Annotated in this window: 20 protein-coding genes; 1 reads left to right on the top strand and 19 read right to left on the bottom strand. The window is 39.7% G+C overall.

Annotation, left to right across the window (positions count from 1 at the left end):
• Positions 1-53 precede the first annotated feature (53 nt).
• The 4 genes from ADH81_RS09395 to ADH81_RS09380 all read right to left on the bottom strand — a co-directional run bounded on the left by ADH81_RS09395 (position 54) and on the right by ADH81_RS09380 (position 6,236).
• On the bottom strand, positions 54-1,220 hold the full coding sequence (locus ADH81_RS09395) for a MalY/PatB family protein (RefSeq protein ID WP_049528570.1): 1,167 nt from the start codon (positions 1,218-1,220) through the stop codon (positions 54-56).
• 4 nt (positions 1,221-1,224) lie between these two features.
• Positions 1,225-2,319 (bottom strand): cystathionine gamma-synthase, encoded by a 1,095-nt coding sequence (locus ADH81_RS09390; RefSeq protein WP_049528568.1) that lies wholly within the window; start codon positions 2,317-2,319, stop codon positions 1,225-1,227.
• Positions 2,320-2,465: 146 nt separating this feature from the next.
• Positions 2,466-4,424 (bottom strand): peptide ABC transporter substrate-binding protein, encoded by a 1,959-nt coding sequence (locus ADH81_RS09385; protein ID WP_049528565.1) that lies wholly within the window; start codon positions 4,422-4,424, stop codon positions 2,466-2,468.
• Between the two features lie 189 nt (positions 4,425-4,613).
• A complete protein-coding gene (locus ADH81_RS09380) occupies positions 4,614-6,236 on the bottom strand; it encodes a putative polysaccharide biosynthesis protein (RefSeq protein WP_049528562.1) in 1,623 nt (540 codons plus the stop codon).
• 103 nt (positions 6,237-6,339) lie between these two features.
• On the opposite strand from ADH81_RS09380, the gene ADH81_RS09375 reads away from it, so the two are divergent.
• Positions 6,340-7,785: a UDP-N-acetylmuramoyl-L-alanyl-D-glutamate--L-lysine ligase gene (locus ADH81_RS09375; RefSeq protein WP_049528559.1), complete on the top strand. Its 1,446-nt coding sequence runs from the start codon at positions 6,340-6,342 to the stop codon at positions 7,783-7,785.
• A 34-nt stretch (positions 7,786-7,819) separates the two neighbouring features.
• Here ADH81_RS09375 and ADH81_RS09370 read toward each other — a convergent pair whose 3' ends face one another.
• The 15 genes from ADH81_RS09370 to ADH81_RS09300 all read right to left on the bottom strand — a co-directional run bounded on the left by ADH81_RS09370 (position 7,820) and on the right by ADH81_RS09300 (position 18,371).
• On the bottom strand, positions 7,820-8,470 hold the full coding sequence (locus ADH81_RS09370; RefSeq protein WP_049528556.1) for a DUF1803 domain-containing protein: 651 nt from the start codon (positions 8,468-8,470) through the stop codon (positions 7,820-7,822).
• Positions 8,454-8,966, bottom strand: coding sequence for a YiiX/YebB-like N1pC/P60 family cysteine hydrolase (locus tag ADH81_RS09365; protein ID WP_049528553.1), 513 nt, complete (start codon positions 8,964-8,966; stop codon positions 8,454-8,456). The genes ADH81_RS09370 and ADH81_RS09365 overlap by 17 nt, the downstream gene beginning before the upstream one ends.
• A gap of 63 nt (positions 8,967-9,029) precedes the next feature.
• A complete protein-coding gene (locus ADH81_RS09360) occupies positions 9,030-9,965 on the bottom strand; it encodes a manganese-dependent inorganic pyrophosphatase (RefSeq protein ID WP_000036039.1) in 936 nt (311 codons plus the stop codon).
• A gap of 84 nt (positions 9,966-10,049) precedes the next feature.
• Positions 10,050-10,334, bottom strand: coding sequence for a GIY-YIG nuclease family protein (locus ADH81_RS09355; protein WP_049528550.1), 285 nt, complete (start codon positions 10,332-10,334; stop codon positions 10,050-10,052).
• Positions 10,324-11,070 carry a tRNA1(Val) (adenine(37)-N6)-methyltransferase gene (locus tag ADH81_RS09350; RefSeq protein WP_049528547.1) on the bottom strand — a complete coding sequence of 249 codons (747 nt, stop codon included), beginning with the start codon at positions 11,068-11,070 and terminating at the stop codon, positions 10,324-10,326. The genes ADH81_RS09355 and ADH81_RS09350 overlap by 11 nt, the downstream gene beginning before the upstream one ends.
• Positions 11,071-11,119: 49 nt before the next feature.
• Positions 11,120-11,482: a S1 RNA-binding domain-containing protein gene (locus ADH81_RS09345; RefSeq protein WP_000689622.1), complete on the bottom strand. Its 363-nt coding sequence runs from the start codon at positions 11,480-11,482 to the stop codon at positions 11,120-11,122.
• A gap of 1 nt (position 11,483) precedes the next feature.
• Positions 11,484-12,884: a bifunctional Cof-type HAD-IIB family hydrolase/peptidylprolyl isomerase gene (locus tag ADH81_RS09340; protein ID WP_049528544.1), complete on the bottom strand. Its 1,401-nt coding sequence runs from the start codon at positions 12,882-12,884 to the stop codon at positions 11,484-11,486.
• Positions 12,885-12,963: 79 nt separating this feature from the next.
• Entirely contained in the window at positions 12,964-13,467 is a 504-nt protein-coding gene (locus ADH81_RS09335) for a GNAT family N-acetyltransferase (RefSeq protein WP_049528661.1), read from the bottom strand.
• Between the two features lie 343 nt (positions 13,468-13,810).
• Complete coding sequence (gene rpsR / locus ADH81_RS09330) at positions 13,811-14,050, bottom strand: 30S ribosomal protein S18 (RefSeq protein WP_000068664.1); 240 nt, start codon at positions 14,048-14,050, stop codon at positions 13,811-13,813.
• 32 nt (positions 14,051-14,082) lie between these two features.
• Positions 14,083-14,553: a single-stranded DNA-binding protein SsbA gene (ssbA, locus tag ADH81_RS09325; RefSeq protein ID WP_049528541.1), complete on the bottom strand. Its 471-nt coding sequence runs from the start codon at positions 14,551-14,553 to the stop codon at positions 14,083-14,085.
• Between the two features lie 11 nt (positions 14,554-14,564).
• On the bottom strand, positions 14,565-14,855 hold the full coding sequence (rpsF, locus tag ADH81_RS09320; RefSeq protein ID WP_001151786.1) for a 30S ribosomal protein S6: 291 nt from the start codon (positions 14,853-14,855) through the stop codon (positions 14,565-14,567).
• 128 nt (positions 14,856-14,983) lie between these two features.
• Positions 14,984-15,640 carry a CBS domain-containing protein gene (locus ADH81_RS09315; protein ID WP_000268637.1) on the bottom strand — a complete coding sequence of 219 codons (657 nt, stop codon included), beginning with the start codon at positions 15,638-15,640 and terminating at the stop codon, positions 14,984-14,986.
• A 300-nt stretch (positions 15,641-15,940) separates the two neighbouring features.
• Positions 15,941-16,651, bottom strand: a complete 711-nt coding sequence (locus ADH81_RS09310; protein ID WP_045763246.1) for an ABC transporter ATP-binding protein — start codon at positions 16,649-16,651, stop codon at positions 15,941-15,943.
• Positions 16,651-17,415: an ABC transporter ATP-binding protein gene (locus ADH81_RS09305; protein ID WP_049509414.1), complete on the bottom strand. Its 765-nt coding sequence runs from the start codon at positions 17,413-17,415 to the stop codon at positions 16,651-16,653. The genes ADH81_RS09310 and ADH81_RS09305 overlap by 1 nt, the downstream gene beginning before the upstream one ends.
• Complete coding sequence (locus tag ADH81_RS09300; RefSeq protein ID WP_049528538.1) at positions 17,415-18,371, bottom strand: branched-chain amino acid ABC transporter permease; 957 nt, start codon at positions 18,369-18,371, stop codon at positions 17,415-17,417. Before ADH81_RS09300 ends, ADH81_RS09305 begins: the two co-directional genes overlap by 1 nt.
• Between the last annotated feature and the right edge of the window lies 1 nt (position 18,372).

The raw sequence follows: 18,372 nt of genomic DNA, 5'->3' as shown, positions 1-18,372 counted from the left end.
CTTCTTACGAAAATAGCCTTCTAGGAGTACTTTTCTCCTAAAAGGCTAGCTTCTTAAAATTTAGCGAAAGTAGCAATGATTCGCTGGCAAACTTCTTCCAAGACAGATGTCGGCATGGCTACATTTAAGCGAGCGTGGAGGGCTCCTTCTTCACCAAAGTCCAAGCCTCTGTTCAGGATAACCTTGGCTTCGTCTCTTAAGAGGCTTCTTAATTCTTCATCACTAATATCGTAGCCTGAAAAATCAAGCCAAATGAGATAGGTCCCTTGAGGTTTCATGACCTTAATTTTAGTTTCTTTTCCAAACACATCGACGACATAATTGATGTGCTTCTCAATCAGTTCTTTGAGTTCTGTTAACCAATCTTCACCAGAGCGATAGGCTGCTTCTGTTGCCAAATATCCCAAACCTGAGATTTCATGTTGATTATTAGCCAGCTGACGTTTTTGGAAAGCAAGTCTCAACTTTGGATTCTCGATAATAGCGTAGGAATTCTTTGTTCCCGCAATATTGAAGGTCTTGGTAGCGCTGCTTAAAATCAGTGAAAATTCTTTAAAATCTTCATTTACCGTATTGAATGACTGGTGCTTGTTTCCAAACAAGGCCAAATCTTGGTGAATCTCATCAGACACCAACAAAACTCCATGTTTTTGACAAAGTTGTCCAATCTTCTCTAAGACTTCCTTCTCCCAAACACGTCCACCAGGATTATGAGGATTGCAAAGAACGTAAAGTTTTACATCCTCTTCAACAAAGTCTTTCTCCAATTGATCAAAGTCAATCTCAAAAAGTCCGTCTTTTTCTACTAGAGAGTTGGTGATTAGTCTACGATTATTGAGCTTAATACTTCGAGCAAAAGGTGGATATACCGGTGTGTTAATGAGCACTGCTTGGCCTTCCTTGGTAAATGCTTGAATAGCTGTTGAAATAGCTGGCACTACCCCTTCGATAAAGACTAGAGCATCCTTTTCAAAACGATAACCATGGTGTTTTTCCTCCCAGTTTTGAACGGCTTCAATCAATCCATCACTAGCATAGGTATAGCCATAGACTAATTGCTCAGCATAGTCATGGACAGTTTGACGAATCTCAGGTAAGACTTCAAAGTCCATATCAGCAATCCAGGCCGGCAATACTTGACGGTCAGTCTCTGCTTCTTTCCATTTATAGGTATGGTGTCCAAAACGATTGGGCAAGGTCGTAAAATCATATTTTCCCATAGTCTTATCCTTCCAAGGCTTGACGCAAGTCTTCAATCAAATCTCTCGCATCCTCAATACCAATAGACAAGCGCAAGAGGTCATCTGTCAATCCATAAGAATGGCGAACTTCTGCAGGAATGTCTGCATGGGTTTGAGTAGTTGGGTAGGTAATCAGACTTTCAACACCACCCAAACTTTCAGCAAAAGAGAATACTTTCAAAGTATTTAAGATATGAGGGATACGCTTCTCATCTGCTACTTTAAAGGAAATCATTCCCCCACGACCTGTATACAAAACTTCTTTGACTGCAGGTGATTGTTCCAAAAAGGCTACGATTTCTTGAGCATTGGCTGTTGAGCGCTCCATACGAAGTGACAAGGTTTTAAGACCACGAATCAATTGATAACTATCAAATGGTGACAAAACAGCCCCTGTTGTGTTGAGATTGTAAAAGAGTTTTTCGTATAAATCCGCACTATCTGTCACAACCACACCAGCTAGAACATCATTATGACCTGCAAGATATTTTGTTGCTGAATGAAGGACGATATCTGCTCCATCTTCGATTGGACGTTGGTAAATAGGACTGTAGAAGGTATTGTCTACGACAACTTTAGCACCTTTAGCATGAGCTAATTTTGATAGTTTTTCAATATCGAATTCCAACATCAAAGGATTGGTTGGTGTTTCGATATAAAGTACATCCACATCCTTTTCTAGCTCGGCAATCAACTCTTCTTCTGTATTGGCATAGGTAAAGTGGAAACGTCCTTCATGCTCAACTTGATTGAACCAGCGGAAAGAACCACCGTAAAGATCACGGACAGCCAAAACCTTGCTTCCTACTGGAAAAACGCTAAAGGCTAACACAATCGCAGACATACCTGAACTAGTCGCCAAAGCATACTTGGCTGATTCAATTGCTGCCAAAACTTCCTCTGCCTTACTACGAGTTGGGTTTTTGGTGCGGGTATAGTCAAATCCAGTTGATTGACCAAATTCTGGGTGCTGATAAGTCGTTGAAAAGTGAATAGGTGTAACCAAAGCACCTGTTGCCTCATCAGACTTGATCCCTGCTTGTGCTAAAATTGTGTTGATGTGAAATGATTTACTCATACAATACCTCCAAATCTATAGTAACTATTGTACCACTTATTTTGGATCCTTCGTTTTCTTGTTTTCAAGAGCTAGTTATAGTTTCAAACTATATAAAAAACGATAGCTTCCTGAGAAACTATCGTTTTTCCTGTTGAATAGACTGATTATTTAACGTGTTTTGCCAATTCTTCTTGGGCTTTTTTGTTAGATTCCTCTTTTTCTTTCAGCCATTTTTGTCTAGCTTGTTCATACTCAGCCGTTGTGACTACTTTATCTTGCAGTTTAACGTATTTGTATGATTCAACACCTTTATTTCCTGCTTGAGAGAAGGCAGCAGAGAATGGGACTGTTTTTCTGATTCCTGGTGTTCCACCTTTAGAAACGTTTGGAATGGCTAGAGAGCTATCCACCAACCAAGCTTGTGCTTCTGCATATTTGTCATAACGTTTGTTCAAATCTTGCTCTGCATTGGCTTCTTCCAACATCTTAGTATAGGTATCCAAGCCAACCGCAGTTGCTTTAGCATTGGTTTCACCAGGTTCTAAACCAAGGTTTTGAAGCGAACCACCACTTGTTAGGCTAAGGGTATCAAGATAAGTTGATGGATCTTGGTAGTCAGGTCCCCATCCACCATTGTAAAGATCATAATCCTTTTGGGCAGCTGTGTTAGCAAGGTAACCGATACTATCCATATCTTCAGTACTCAACATTTGAATATCGATAACGACATTATCTGCCCCCAAGACAGATTCAATCGATTGTTTGAAGGAACTTGCCTCTTGAACACCTCTCTTCACAGACTGATCGACTGGTAAATCTAGATGAATTGGGAATTGAACACCCTTAGCTTCCAGTTCTTTCTTAGCTTGCGCAAAAGCTTCTTTGGCTTTATCAGCATTATAGTAGGCATCTTGTGCATCCGCAAAGTTCATATTTTGCCATACTTGGCCGTAGTTAACCATCTTAGAAGCTACGACATCACCAAAGTCTTTACCATCAAGAGTTACAAATGATGGTGGGACAAGCAAGTTTCTGATAATCTTAGTTGCTCCCTCTTCCCCTTGAGATTGGGCACCATAGGCAGTACGGTCATAAGCAAAGTTAATAGCCTGACGGAAAGATTTATTCAAAACAGCTTCTTGTTGGGCTGTCTTTTCAGCATCTGTCGTTTTGGAAGTATGGTTATAAGATTTTCGATCTAGGTTAAAGTTATAATAGTAGGATGTCGCATCCTGCATGCTGTAAATAATATTATCTTTGTATTTTTCTTTTACACCTGCAAAACTTGAGCTATTTGGATAGAGACGTGCAAAGCTATAGACACCTTCGCTGAAGTTACGAACTAGTGCATCTTGGTCACTTCCATCATAGTATGTCAACTTGACATCATCTACAAATACATTTTTTGCATCCCAGTAATTTGGATTTTTCTTGTATTCCATGACAGACTTAGAAGTGAACGATTTTAGGATAAATGGACCATTATACAAGATATTTGCTGGATCCACCTTACCAAAATCATCCCCTTTTGAGTTCAAGAAGTCTGCATTTACTGGGAACAGAATAGTTGCAGTTGTTTTTGAATTCCAATAAGGTTCTGGTTGAGTCAAAGTATATTGAACAGTCTGGTCGTCAATAGCTTTGACTCCAACTGTTGAAAAGTCCTTGTTTTTTCCGCTAATGTAGTCAGCCAAACCAGCAACAGAATCTTGCACTAGGTACAAGGCTTCTGAGTTTTTATCTGCAGCATACTTCAATCCTGTCACAAAATCTTGTGCAGTTACTGGCGCATACTCTTCACCATCTGCCGTGTACCATTTGGCATCTTTACGAAGCTTGTATGTGTATGTCAAACCATCTTGAGAAACTGTCCAATCCTCTGCCAACGAAGGAATGTAGTTCCCGTATTGGTCATTTTCCATCAAACCATCAACCAAGTTTGTCACAACATCACCTGTTGTCGCACGGTTTTCCACTAGATAGTTAAGACTAGAAGGATCGTTACTGTATACATAATTGTATGTCTTTGTTGAACTAGCAGAGTTGCTACAAGCCGCCAATAGAAGACCGGCACTTAGGGCAAGGCCTGCTAGCGTCAGATATTTTGCCTTAGACTTTTTCATTTCCAGAACCTCCAAAATTAAATATTTGTATCATTATACAGTTAAAGTTTTTTTTAGTCAAGCGTTTATGTGTTAAAAATTTATTTTTTTCTACAATTTTTATTTTTTTCTCTCTTTTTTTAATAAAAAATGAACAATTTAAACTTTTTTATCTTAAAAGTTCAAACTGTTCATTTTATTTATAAAGTATTATGATAATTTTAATCGTGCTCGTAACTGGTCAGCTTTTGCCTGTCCAATAACCTTATCTAAGAGACGAGTATAGAGACTCATGAATCCGTAGAGTCCACCACCGATTGTTCCGATTAGGGCGACATAGATAAAGCTCCAGAAACGTCCAGTTGGATGGAAAACAAATCCAAGAATCCATTGTAAGAAGCCTACCAGGATAAACATGACAAGAGTTAAAATAGTCACTAGGATGGTTCGTTTAAGGATAATTTTTCGATGAACTCCTGTAATCTGACAGATCTCGCGATACATTAATACAATTGGAATGATAAGACCGATGGTCGTTGAAATGAGAGGACCATAGCTATGGAAAATCGCTATTGATGGTATTTGTAAGACGAGCTTGGCAATGGAACCATAGAAAAAGTAAAGGATTGCCTTGCGGTTACGGAACATAGCTTGAAGCATTGGTGATAAGACCATGTACAAACCTAGGATTGTTGACTGCAAGACTGCAAAGACAAACAAGCCCATAGCCAAACTATCTGGCTTACCGTAAAAGACTGTATAGAGGGGTTCTCCTACCATGACTACTCCAACCGTTGCAGGTAAGAGGAATAGGAAAAGCATGGTTATACTATCTTGAATGAGACGAGAAGCTGCTGGTAAATCTCCCTTTACATAGTTCTCTGTCAAGAGAGGTAGCCCAACGCTACCAATCGAAACTCCTACCGAAATCAAAATCATGGTGATTTTATTAGGATTGGCAGAGAAATAAGAAAACATGACAATTAAGTCTTCATTACTATAGTTGGTAAACCACTTCATGCTATTGATAAAGGTATTTTGGTCCAAGATTTGGAAGAGCTGAATAGCTGACCCTGTTATGATAAAAGGAATAGCTTCCTTAATCGTATCAATTAACAGATGTTTGCTATCAATCTTATCTCGCGTTTCAAAAACTTTTTGAAGCATCCCTTCTTTAAAAAGGAAATAAAGTAAGACAGCAAAGCTAGCTACCATTCCCACAAAGGCCGCAAAGGTAGACTGGGTGACTGCTGCTAGATAGTCTCCCGAACCAAGCTTCATGATGATAAAGGTTGCTAAGAGCATCCAAATAACACGGATAACCTGCTCGGCGATTTGACTCATGGCATAAGGTTTAAGATTATTCATTCCTTGGAAAAATCCGCGGATAACACTCATAGATGGGAAAATCAATACCGCCCAAGCCAAGCTCTGCATAATTGGAATTAAGTCCTTACCGACACCAGAAAGGTCTGCCATCCAAGGCGCAAAGAGATATAAAACCAAAGCAAAGACAAGACCTAGTCCAGTCATAAAGCCCAGGAAACTCCGAATCAGGGCAAAACTATGCTCTTCTTCTTGCATGGTGTTATACTTGGCAACCTGCTTAGCGACTGCCACCGGGATACCCGCTGTCGAAATCAACAAGAACCAGGCGTAGATATTGTAGCCCATGGTGAAAAGTCCATTTGCCTTAGCGGCATAAGTCCCCATCCAGATATACCAAGGGATGATGTAGATGGCCCCGAGCAGGCGACTGATAAAGTTACTTGCTGTTAGCCAGGCAGTCCCTCGTAACATCTGGGCCTGCTGATGATTATTTTCGTTAGACATAACTTCCTCATTCAATTTTAATAACGGAAATGTTCCTTATCTTCCATTATAAACTTTTCCTTGTTACTTGTAAAATTCAGACTTTCAGTTTACAATAGAAAGTATGATAAAGATTGAAACCATATTAGATATTTTAAAGAAAGATGGTCTCTTCCGTGAGATTATCGACCAAGGACATTACCACTACAACTACAGCGATGTTATTTTTGACAGCATCAGTTACGATAGCCGCACAACCAAAGAAAATACTCTATTTTTTGCAAAAGGAGCTGCCTTTAAAAAAGAATATCTGTTTTCAGCTATCGCACAAGGGCTTGGTTGGTACGTGGCTGAGCAGGACTATGAAGTTGGTATTCCTGTTATTGTTGTTAACAATATCAAAAAGGCCATGAGTTTGATTGCCATGGAATTTTATGGCAACCCTCAGGAGAAACTTAAAATCCTTGCCTTCACCGGCACTAAAGGAAAAACAACAGCTGCTTACTTTGCCTATCATATCTTGTCCCAACGCTATCCAACTGCCCTCTTGTCGACAATGAATACCACTTTAGATGGCAAGACTTTCTTCAAATCTTCCTTCTCAACACCTGAAAATATCGACCTCTTTGATATGATGGCTCAAGCAGTTAAGAATGGAAGAACCCATCTGGTAATGGAAGTTTCCAGCCAAGCCTATCTGGTAAATCGAGTGTATGGTTTAACTTTCGACGTGGGAGTTTTTCTCAACATCACACCAGACCATATTGGTCCTATTGAGCATCCAACCTTTGAAGACTACTTCTACCACAAACGTCTCTTGATGAAAAATAGCAGAGCAGTTGTCATTAATAGCGATATGGACCACTTCTCTGTTCTGAAAGAACAAGTTGAGAACCAAGACCATGACTTCTATGGTAGCCAGTCAAGTAACCGAATCGAGAACTCTAAAGCCTTTAGCTTCTCAGCTACTGGCAAATTAGCTGGAGATTATGATATCCAGCTAATTGGACACTTCAATCAAGAGAATGCTGTCGCTGCTGGACTTGCTTGTCTTCGTCTAGGTGCTAGTCTTGAAGACATCAAAAAAGGTATTGCAACTACTCGCGTTCCTGGACGTATGGAAGTCCTCACTCAAAAAAATGGAGCAAAAGTTTTCATCGACTACGCCCACAATGGTGACAGTCTTAAAAAACTAATCTCAGTTGTTGAAACACATCAGACTGGAAAGATTGCTCTAGTACTTGGTTCAACTGGAAACAAGGGAGAAAGCCGTCGTAAGGACTTTGGACTTCTCCTCGATCAACATCCTGAAATTCAAGTCTTTCTAACAGCTGATGATCCAAACTACGAAGACCCAATGGCTATTGCAGATGAAATCAGTAGCTATATCCATCATCCTGTTGAAAAGATTGTCGATCGCGAACAAGCTATCAAGACTGCTATGTCTGTTACAAGTCAAGAACTGGACGCTGTTATTATCGCTGGTAAAGGAGCTGACTGCTACCAAATCATCCAAGGTAAGAAGGAAGACTATCCTGGTGATGCAGCCGTCGCAGAACGTTATCTATAGTAAATTTAAAGAAGGCTAGGAAATTTCCTAGCCTTTATCTTTTTATAAAAATTAATCTTTCCTTATCAAATTCGACAGCTAACTCATATTTCCCATCTTCTTTTTGAAGGATGTAACCTAATAAGACTAAACTATCAACAAAGATATCTCGACGCTTCTGCATGAGCTGGTCTTTTTTGAGAAATTTGAGCAAAAAGGTTGTCATATATTTGAAAGCATACTCAGGATTGACATCCCCCAAAACAGCATAAAGAGCCTGCTGTTTTTCTGTCAAAGGATACTGGTGCTTAACCTTATAAAAATAATTAGACAAGGTCATCTTTTCCCTAGTAAAATCCGTATACTCTTCAAGGATAGCTGCATTGGTTTGGTTACGTAATTCAGTCTGAAATTCTTTCTCCAGGATTTCTTGATAGATTGGACTATCATCTCTCACAAAGACTTCTTGGTCTAGTTCAAGAGATTCTGTAGATTCTAGAAATGGGAGATTGAGATAATAGCGTTTATTTTCTCTCAAAATCAAGCCCGCTTTAATGTACTCCTCTAAGTACTTATCAACTGGTATCTCTGGAAACTGAGCCTTGATTTCACGGAGGATAACATCATCATGCTGATCAAGATAGTCAACCAAATCTCTAAAGAATGGTTGTCGCGTCATGCGAGATGGATTAAAAATCTGAATCATGAAGATTCCTTTCTTTACAAACTAAAAGTGGTGATATTGCTAATTGACTCGGGTTAGTGCCAGGCTGATCCAAAGGTACAGAAAGTCCCAACTCTCGATAATATTCTCTCCAAAAATCACTGATTTCCTGTGTATCATCCCCAAACTTCATGGGAATGGTCTCAAAAGTAGGGAGTAGTTCAGCGATGAACTGGGAACAGTAGAAACCATCTCCATCCGGGTAAAAGGAAGCATTGTAGGGTGAACCCAAAAGGCTCTCTGCCCGCTTTTTGATCTCTGGGCAATCAATCTCCGCATAGCGATAAAGGTCATAGACTTTCTCAGCTTCAAAGAAATCTTCAGGAGATTGGGCAATGACTCCGCCTTCCGTAGTTGCATGATAGATGAAGCCGTCTAAAAAAATGGCCACATGGCTATAGTTGCCAGTAGATTCCTGGATGGCTTGTCCTATACCCGAACCATCTTTCACAAAGATTAAATCACCATTTTCTAACATGATCTCCTCCTAGCAAAAAAGGAGTCGAAACTCCTTTTTAACAATGGGTTTCCCCATCAATCATTAAGCATTGAAGCTTTCAGTCAATTGTGGTACTACTTGTTTCTTACGTGAAACAGCACCTGGAAGGAAAGCGTGGTTGTTTTCAAGTTTGAAGTTGAAAGCTGCTTCGACCTTGTCCATGTTGGCACCAAGAGCCAAAATTTCTGAGTTTGAGTTGACGATGTCTGTAATCATCAAAACGAAGTCAGAGTAACCGTTAGCTGTATTTGCAGCTTGGATAGCTGCTTCGATTTCAGCTTGGCGTTCCAAGACTTCAGCGATATCAACTGTGTTAACTTGAGCAACACGGACGTTATTTCCGTTGAGTTCAAAAGTCTTCGCATCGATGTCGATTAATTCTTCAGCTGATTTGCTTGCCAAGTTAGTACCTGCTTTGAGCATTGCAAGACCGTATTCTTCCAAGTTCACACCAGCTAATTCAGCCAATTCAGGCGCAATGACCTTATCTGATGGGTGTGTTGTTGGAGATTTCAAAAGAAGGGTATCTGAAATCAAACCTGAAAGCATCAAACCTGCAATTTCTTTTGGAACAGCTACACCGTGTTCTTTGAACATACGGTAAACGATAGAAGATGCTGATCCAACTGGCTCCAAGCGCATGTAAAGTGGGCTTGCAGTTTCAAAGTTAGCTACACGGTGGTGATCCACAACACCGTAAACTTCTACTTCAGCGATATCTGAAACTGATTGTTGGAATTCATTGTGGTCAGTCAAGATAACTTGTTCTGCACCTTCTGCTTTAGCAGATGTGATAACGCGCGGTGCTTCAACACCAAAATAGTTCAATACGAAAGCTGTTTCTTCATTTGGAGTTCCAAGAGCCACCGCTTCTGTATCCAAACCATAAGCTTCTTTTGCAAGATAAGCAAAGGCTACTGATGAACCGATAGCATCTGAATCTGGATTTTGGTGACCAAATACTAGAATCTTAGACATGATAATACCTCGTTTCTTTATTCTCTTTATTGTAGCATTTTTTTCAATTTTTGACAAAAGTAAGAGGAGTCAAAGAACTCCCCTCTACTCTTCAAAATGACTGAGTAAATTTTTTTCTTGGTTTTCAGATAAAAATCTTTCCTTTTGCGCTCTCTTCTTACGTTTGAGAAGTGCCTCAGCCGACATGGCTTCTTCTTTACTATCGAAACCTTGAACATAGATGAGTTTTACTGGCAACCGAGCTCGTGTGTACTTGGCTCCCTTACCACTATTGTGAACAGCTATTCTTTTTTTGACATCCGTTGTATAACCAGTATAGTAGGAACCATCCCGACACTCAACTACATACATATAAGCTTTATGATCCATAATAGATTTCTTGAATTTCTGGAGTATAGGAACCATCATCATTATGAACAATGAGTGGTGGCAGAACCTTAAAACCACTAGTGGAGCCGTCCTTAATAGCCTCAATCAAAAGCATATTGGCTTCCTTCTCCCGTTTAGGGTATACAAATTGCAGACGCTTTGGAGCCAAATTGTGTTGTTGAAGCGTGTCTAAAATATCTAACAATCGATCAGGACGATGGACCATGGCTAGACGCCCATTGGATTTGAGAATACTTTGGGCACTACGGCAGATTTCCTTGAGATTGGTCGTAATTTCGTGCCGAGCCAACAAGTAGTGCTCACTCTCGTTCAGATTAGAATTTGGGTCCACCTTAAAATAGGGAGGGTTGCATAAAATCAAATCAACCTTGCTCCCCTGAATATAAGTAGGCATATTCTTCAAATCATCACAAATGACCTGCATCTGTTCTTCTAAGCCATTTAATCGGACTGATCGTTCAGCCATATCTGCCAGGCGTTCCTGGATTTCAACAGACAGAATTTTCGCCTTAGTCCTGCTACTGGCAAAAAGTCCAACAGCTCCATTCCCAGCACAAAAATCCACAATTAACCCATTTTTTGGAAAACGAGGAAAGCGTGACAAAAGTACACTATCCACCGAATAGCTGAAAACCTCTCTATTTTGAATAATCTTGATATCTGTAGAAAAGAGCTGATTGATTCTCTCTCCTGATTTTAATAATTCTTCTACCATACTTCTATTATAACAAACTATATTAACATTTCAAGAGAGAAAAAATCAATTAAGACTTTTTCTTATTTAGATTAGAAATAGCTTCCTTGGTCCAGATAGGCATCATGCGAGCCAAAGGAGCAAAGCCGTATTTGACACGGTCACTTGAAAAACGTCTCCGTCTCGGTAACTGATGTTTCTCTTCTTCCAAAGTCCGAATAGAAAGACTTGCTTTACCTGTATATTCGTCCAAATCGACAACCTGAACTTGAACTTCTTCACCGATTTTCAGTACATCATAGATATTCTCAATAAATCCTGTACGAATTTCAGAAATGTGAATCAAACCTGTGATACCAGTTTCTAGCTCCACAAAGGCTCCATAAGACTGAATCCCTGTAATTCGCCCAGTTAGCTTATCACCTATTTTCATACTAGTCCTCGATTTCAATCGTTTCGATGACGACATCTTCAACCGGCTTGTCCATTGCACCTGTTTCTACACCTGCAATTGCATCCAGAACTTCATAAGAAGCTTCATCTGCAAGCTGTCCAAAAACTGTGTGACGACGATCAAGGTGAGGAGTTCCACCTTGTTCCGCATAAATTTCCGCAATTGGTTCTGGCCAACCACCACGAGCAATTTCTTTCTTAGAGTATGGCAAGTGTTGATTTTGCACGATAAAGAACTGGCTACCGTTTGTATTTGGTCCAGCATTAGCCATAGAAAGGGCTCCTCGGATATTGTAAAGTTCCTCTGAAAATTCGTCTTCAAATGACTCACCATAGATTGATTCGCCACCCATACCAGTTCCAGTTGGATCTCCACCTTGAATCATAAAGTCTTTAATAATACGGTGGAAAATGACCCCGTCATAGTAACCATCTTTTGACAGAGCGATAAAGTTGGCTACTGTTTTTGGTGCATGTTCAGGGAAAAGCTTAATGCGCATATCTCCATGATTTGTTTTAATAGTCGCAATCGGACCTTCTACTGCTTCAATGTCTACTTGTGGAAAATGTAATTCTTTTTCTACCATACCAAATCCTTCTAAGGCATCAAAGATGCCATCTTCTTCTAATGTTTTTGTAATATAATCTGCTTTTTCTTTGATTTTGTCATGAGAAATCCCCATAGCAACACTAATACCTGCATAATCAAAGAGTTCTAAATCGTTAAGACCGTCTCCAAAGACCATGACGTTCTCAGGTTTAAGACCTAAATGTTCTACAACTTTTGCTACACCAGCTGCTTTTGAACCTGAAATTGGTACAACATCTGACGAATGTTCATGCCAGCGTACCATACGCAAAGTCGATGCTAAACTTTCAGGCAAAGTCAGGTCATCTCCCTGATCCTCAAAAGTCCACATCTGATAGATGTCTTCTTTTTCATAAAAATCAGGATCAACATCCAAGTCAGGATAAATTGGATCAATGGCCTCACTAATCAACTCAGTTCTAGTGGAGAGTTTAGCAGTATGACTACTAACTAAACCATATTCAATCCCTACTTCCTTAGTCCAAGCAATATAGCTTTCAACCTTATCTTTAGCGATTTTGTTACTATAAATGACATTGCCCTTTTTATCTTCAATATAGGCACCATTCAGGGTTACAAAAAAGTCAGGCTTGAGGTCACGAATCTCTGGCACAACACCAAAAATCCCTCGTCCAGAAGCAATACCTGTCAAAATTCCTTTCTCACGTAATTGCTTAAAAACAGTTGGGATTGAAGCTGGAATAAAACCTGTCTTAGAATTTCTCAATGTATCATCAATATCAAAAAAGACAATCTTGCTTTTCTTTGCCTTGTATCTTAATTTGGCATCCATCTCACTACCTCTTTCAATCTAACTCTTTCCATTATACCATAAAGTAGTTAAATCCCCTATTTTCAAAAAGTTTCCAGTTTTATTGTAAGTCCTTGGATAAGTATAAAACTAAATCATCATCGTTTTGACAACTTGCATCCATTTCTAGCGGTTTATTTCTATACCAGACACCTGTCCCATCTGGAATGTAGCTCCGTCTGATATACAATCTCTGGGCAGGGCCATAGCCTAAGTGCAAACCTACACCAAGAGTGACCTTACTCGAAACAAACTTGACTCGTTTTTCTGCTTCTTCTAGCAGTTGATTCCCAATCCCTTGATTTCGAAAAGGCTCAAACACATTAAAATCTGATAATTCTGGATATACTTCTGCAAAAGGACCATGTTTAGCAGAGGGCAAAATGGTAACGTAGCCCGCTACAGCACCATCAATCTCTGCAACTAAGACTTCTCTCTCCCCACTTTCCTGTTCCAGAAAATATCTAGCCAAAATTTCCTCTCTACCAGTCCAACCTTGATTCATAAATCCATGAGACAAGGATTCAATATCAGACTTAATCATATTTCTAATCGTACAATTCATCTTTGACTTACCCACCTTTACTCTTTCTATTACCATTATAGCACGCCAAGGTCAGAAAAAACTATCTCGTGAAAAAACCGTCGGGGTCCTAATTCGCTTTCTTATTTTCAAGCTCATGAAAAAGAGGGCCACTCGGACCTGAAAAAAAGACCCAAACGGGTCTGAAAAAGAGGTCTCCCGGACCTCAACTCGCTATCCTATTTCCATGCTTGTGAAAAAAAGACCCGTCGGGGTCTTAATTCGCTTTCTTGTTTTCATGCTCATGAAAAAGAGGTCCACCCGGACCTCAACTCGCTTTCACATTTCTATGCTCGTGAAAAAAAGACCCGTCGGGGTCTTTTCTTTAATCTTCGTTTACGAAAGGCATCAAAGCCATTACGCGAGCGCGTTTGATAGCTGTTGTTACTTTACGTTGGTTTTTAGCTGAAGTTCCTGTTACACGACGAGGAAGGATTTTCCCACGTTCTGAAACGAAACGGCTTAGAAGCTCAGTATCTTTGTAATCAACATATTCAATTTTGTTTGCTGCGATGTAATCAACTTTTTTACGGCGTTTGAATCCGCCACGACGTTGTTGAGCCATGTTTTTTTCTCCTTTATAGTATTAGTTGTCCATTAGAATGGTAAATCATCATCTGAAATATCCAAAGGATTCGTTGTTCCGAATGGATTTTCATCACGTGAAAAGTCAGGTACTGATTGAGTAGGTGCTGAATAGTTTGAGCTTGGTGCAGAATAAGCTCCACCAGTATGTCCTTCACGCACACTACGGCTTTCCAACAATTGGAAATTCTCAGCCACGACTTCCGTCACGTAGACACGTTGTCCTTGCTGATTATCGTAACTACGAGTCTGAATACGACCTGTCACCCCGATAAGTGAGCCTTTTTTAGCCCAATTAGCAAGATTTTCAGCCTGTTGGCGCCACATAACGACATTGATAAAATCAGCCTCACGTTCGCCATTTTGACTCTTAAATGTACGGTTTACTGCAAGAGTAAAAGTCGCAACTGCTACATTTGATGGGGTATAACGCAACTCAGCGTCACGAGTCATACGCCCTACAAGTACAACATTGTTAATCATAATCTACCTTCTTACGCGTCAGTTTTGACGATCATGTGACGAAGAATGTCAGCGTTGATTTTTGAAAGACGGTCAAACTCTTTAAGAGCTGCATCATCATTTGCTTCAACGTTAACGATGTGGTAAAGTCCTTCACGGAAATCTTGGATTTCGTATGCAAGACGACGTTTTTCCCATGTTTTTGATTCAACAACAGTTGCACCGTTGTCAGTCAAGATAGAGTCAAAACGTGCTACCAAAGCGTTTTTCGCTTCTTCTTCAATGTTTGGACGAATGATATAAAGAATTTCGTATTTAGCCATTGATATGTTCCTCCTTTTGGTCTAATGACCCCAAGACATTGCAAGGGGTAAGTGAGGTTTGCTCACAATAAATTATTATACTAGAAAAAAATTTTTTTAGCAAGTAAAAACTGCTTCTATTTTATTTTTTACAGTTTTTTTGCTAAAGTTTGTGTAATTTCTTCAACCTGAATATTCTCAGATTCAAATTTCTGTTTAAAGGTAGCTAGATCAACCGTTCCCTCAATTTGAACTTCGATAACAATCTTACCATCTTTACGTGGAATATTAACAGTATGAGAAATATTTAGATTTTCCTCAACGATTAAAGAAACAATCTTACCAAGTACCCCAACTTCATTTTCTGTGATAAAACGAACACGGATTCCCTCTTCGCCATAACCAGAAATTTCAAGAAATGCTCTGAATACATCACGGTCAGTAATGACACCATAGACTTGTCCATTATCAATAACTGGCAAGATTCCAATCTTATTTTTCAGCATAAGGTAGGTTGCATCTTCCAAACTTGCATAACCTGAGACAGTTACAACATCACGAATCATGACGTCTTTTACTTTTGTTTTATTGAGCAAGTAATTCATCTCGAAGATTGAAAGACTCGTTGCTTTTGACGGACTGGCTTCAGCAATTGTTCCTTCTGTTACTAGACCAACTAATTTATCATTTTCAATAACAGGAAGACGGTGTAAACCTTGTTCGCGCATCAAGTCTGCTGCATGTGCTACAGTCGTATCTGGGCTAATATATACGACCTTTCGTGTCATAAAATCTTTAACTGCCATAGGAACTCTCCTTTATGTTTATAGCTTTATTATACACTTTTTACGAAAATCAATCAAACGCTTTCATCTCTTTTTCAAGATTCTGAAAACTCTGAAATACTATAAAAAGAGCCCTAGATTAGAGCCCTCAATCTTATGATTATGTAATTTGTTTGGTAATCTTTCCCGCGAACTAAAACAATCCACTGGTTCTGATGATTGCCAAGCAATCTCTATCCGCCGACTAAAAAGGTCCCCCGGACTAATGTGGATTGCTTGCGCAATCCTTATCCGCAACCTAAACTAGTCTCCCAGACTAGTTTAGCCACCTAGATATGCTTTTCTGACTTCGTCTGATGCTGCGAGTTCTTTACCTGTTCCTGAAAGAACGATTTTACCTGTTTCAAGAACATAGCCTCGATCTGCGATGGCTAGTGCTTTATTGGCATTTTGCTCGATCAAAAGAACAGTTGTACCTTGTTTTTGAATATCTTGGATGATATCAAAAATTTCTTGGATGAAAATTGGTGCAAGCCCCATTGATGGTTCATCTAAGAGAAGAAGTTTAGGCGTTGACATAAGCGCACGTCCCATAGCAAGCATCTGTTGCTCACCACCAGAAAGGGTAGCTGCATCTTGGTTTTTACGTTCTTCTAGACGAGGGAAACGTGAAAAGACTTTCTTCAAATTTGCTTGATTCTCTTCACGATTTTTCTTAAGAAAGGCTCCCATTTCCAAGTTTTCCATAACTGTCAAACCAGGGAAGACGTGACGTCCTTCTGGTACTTGAGAGAGTCCTGATGCCACAATTTTTTGTGCAGGCATCTTTTGGATTTCTTGTCCCAAAAATTCAATTTTACCAGAACTTGGACGAACAAGTCCTGACAAGGTACGAAGGATGGTTGTTTTACCAGCCCCGTTGGCACCGATAAGGGAAACAACTTCTCCTTCGTTTACTTCAAAGCTCACATCACGTACAGCTTGAATCATACCGTAGTGTACTGAGAGGTTTTCAACTTTTAACATAGACATTAGGCTTCACCTCCTAGATAAGCTTCGATAACACGTTTATTATTCTTGATTTCATCTGGTGTTCCATGAGCAATCAAACGACCGTACTCAAGAACATAGATACGCTCAGTAACTTCCATAACCAAGTTCATATCATGTTCAATCAGCATAATAGTAATGTTGAATTCATCCTTGATGCGACGAATCAACTCAGTCAATTCTGCAGTTTCTTGTGGATTCATACCCGCTGCAGGCTCATCCAAGAAAAGGATTTTGGGTTCTGTAGCAAGAGCACGAACAATTTCCAAACGACGTTGTTGACCATAGGCTAAATTTTTAGCTAGAGTTTCAGCATCTCCATCCAAATCAAAGATTTTTAGTAATTCTAAGGCTTTAGCTTTCAATTCTTTTTCATTCTTATAAAAAGCTGGTAAGCGCAAGAAACTTGCAAAAACATGTTGTTTATGATGATTACTAAATGCAATTAGAACGTTATCCAAAACTGTCAAGTCCTTAAAAAGGCGGATATTTTGGAAGGTACGCCCTAAACCAAGAGATGCGATTTTATAGGGTTGCTTGCCATTTAACAAGTGACCATCCAAGGTTACTGTCCCTTCGCTTGGTTCATAAACACCTGTCAACAAGTTGAAGAGGGTTGTTTTCCCAGCACCATTCGGTCCAATCAAACCAACAAGTTCACCTTCGTTTAATTCGAGAGTGACGTCCCCAACGGCTGTCAGACCACCAAAATGTTTGGTTAAATTTTTTACTTCAAGTAATGCCATTAGTTTTGTCCCTCCTTCTTACCTTTTTTAAAGAGACGTGATAGGCTCAATTCCCATGTCCCAAGAAGACCACCTGGTCTGAAGATCATAACGAGTACTAAGGCCAAAGCATAGATAATCATACGAACGCTAGCCACGTCTTGAAGGAGCATGTTCAAGATTCCAAGCACGATTGCCGCAACAATTGCCCCTGTAATGGAACCTAAACCACCGAACACAACGATAATCAAGACATTGATAGAGTTGATAAACGTATAATCTTTTGGTACGACTGATCCAATAAATCCTGACTGAAGAGTACCTGCGATACTTGCAGTAACAGCACCAAAAACAAAAGCAATGATTTTAATTTTTGTTGTATTTACCCCTACTGACTCAGCAGCAATCTCATCTTCACGAACTGATAAGGTTAAACGTCCGATAGGACTGCGAAGGAAATTGAGAGTGGCAATCGTTGTAATCACGGCAAAGAAGTATACCATTTGCCAAGTTGTAAAGTTAGGAATCCCCAAAATACCAGCAGCACCGTTTGTAAGGCTTCCACCATTAATAATGAAGATACGAATAATTTCAGCAACACCAAGTGTCGCAACCGCGAGATAATCCCCTTTCAAACGTAGGGTAGGAATTCCAACTACCAAGGCAACCAAACCAGCAATGATAGCACCGAGCAACATAGCTCCAAAGAATGCACCATAGGTTGGAGTTTTAGAACCAATAATAGCTGCTGCATAAGCACCAATAGCCATAAATCCAGCATGTCCAAGTGAAAACTGACCAGAGAACCCAACGATTAGGTTAAGACCTACTGCTAGAATAATATTGATACCGATTTGTTCAATAATCTGAATATGGAAAAGGTTCAAGACTCCTACTGAAACCAATAGGCTAATTAAACCATATCCAAGCAACAAAAGGAATAACCATAGAATATTAACTTTTAAATTTTCTTTCATT

The organism is Streptococcus pseudopneumoniae, from assembly GCF_001072925.1.
In the GTDB taxonomy this organism is placed as follows: Bacteria; Bacillota; Bacilli; order Lactobacillales; family Streptococcaceae; genus Streptococcus; species Streptococcus pseudopneumoniae_Q.
This window is presented reverse-complemented; position numbering and strand designations above follow the sequence as displayed.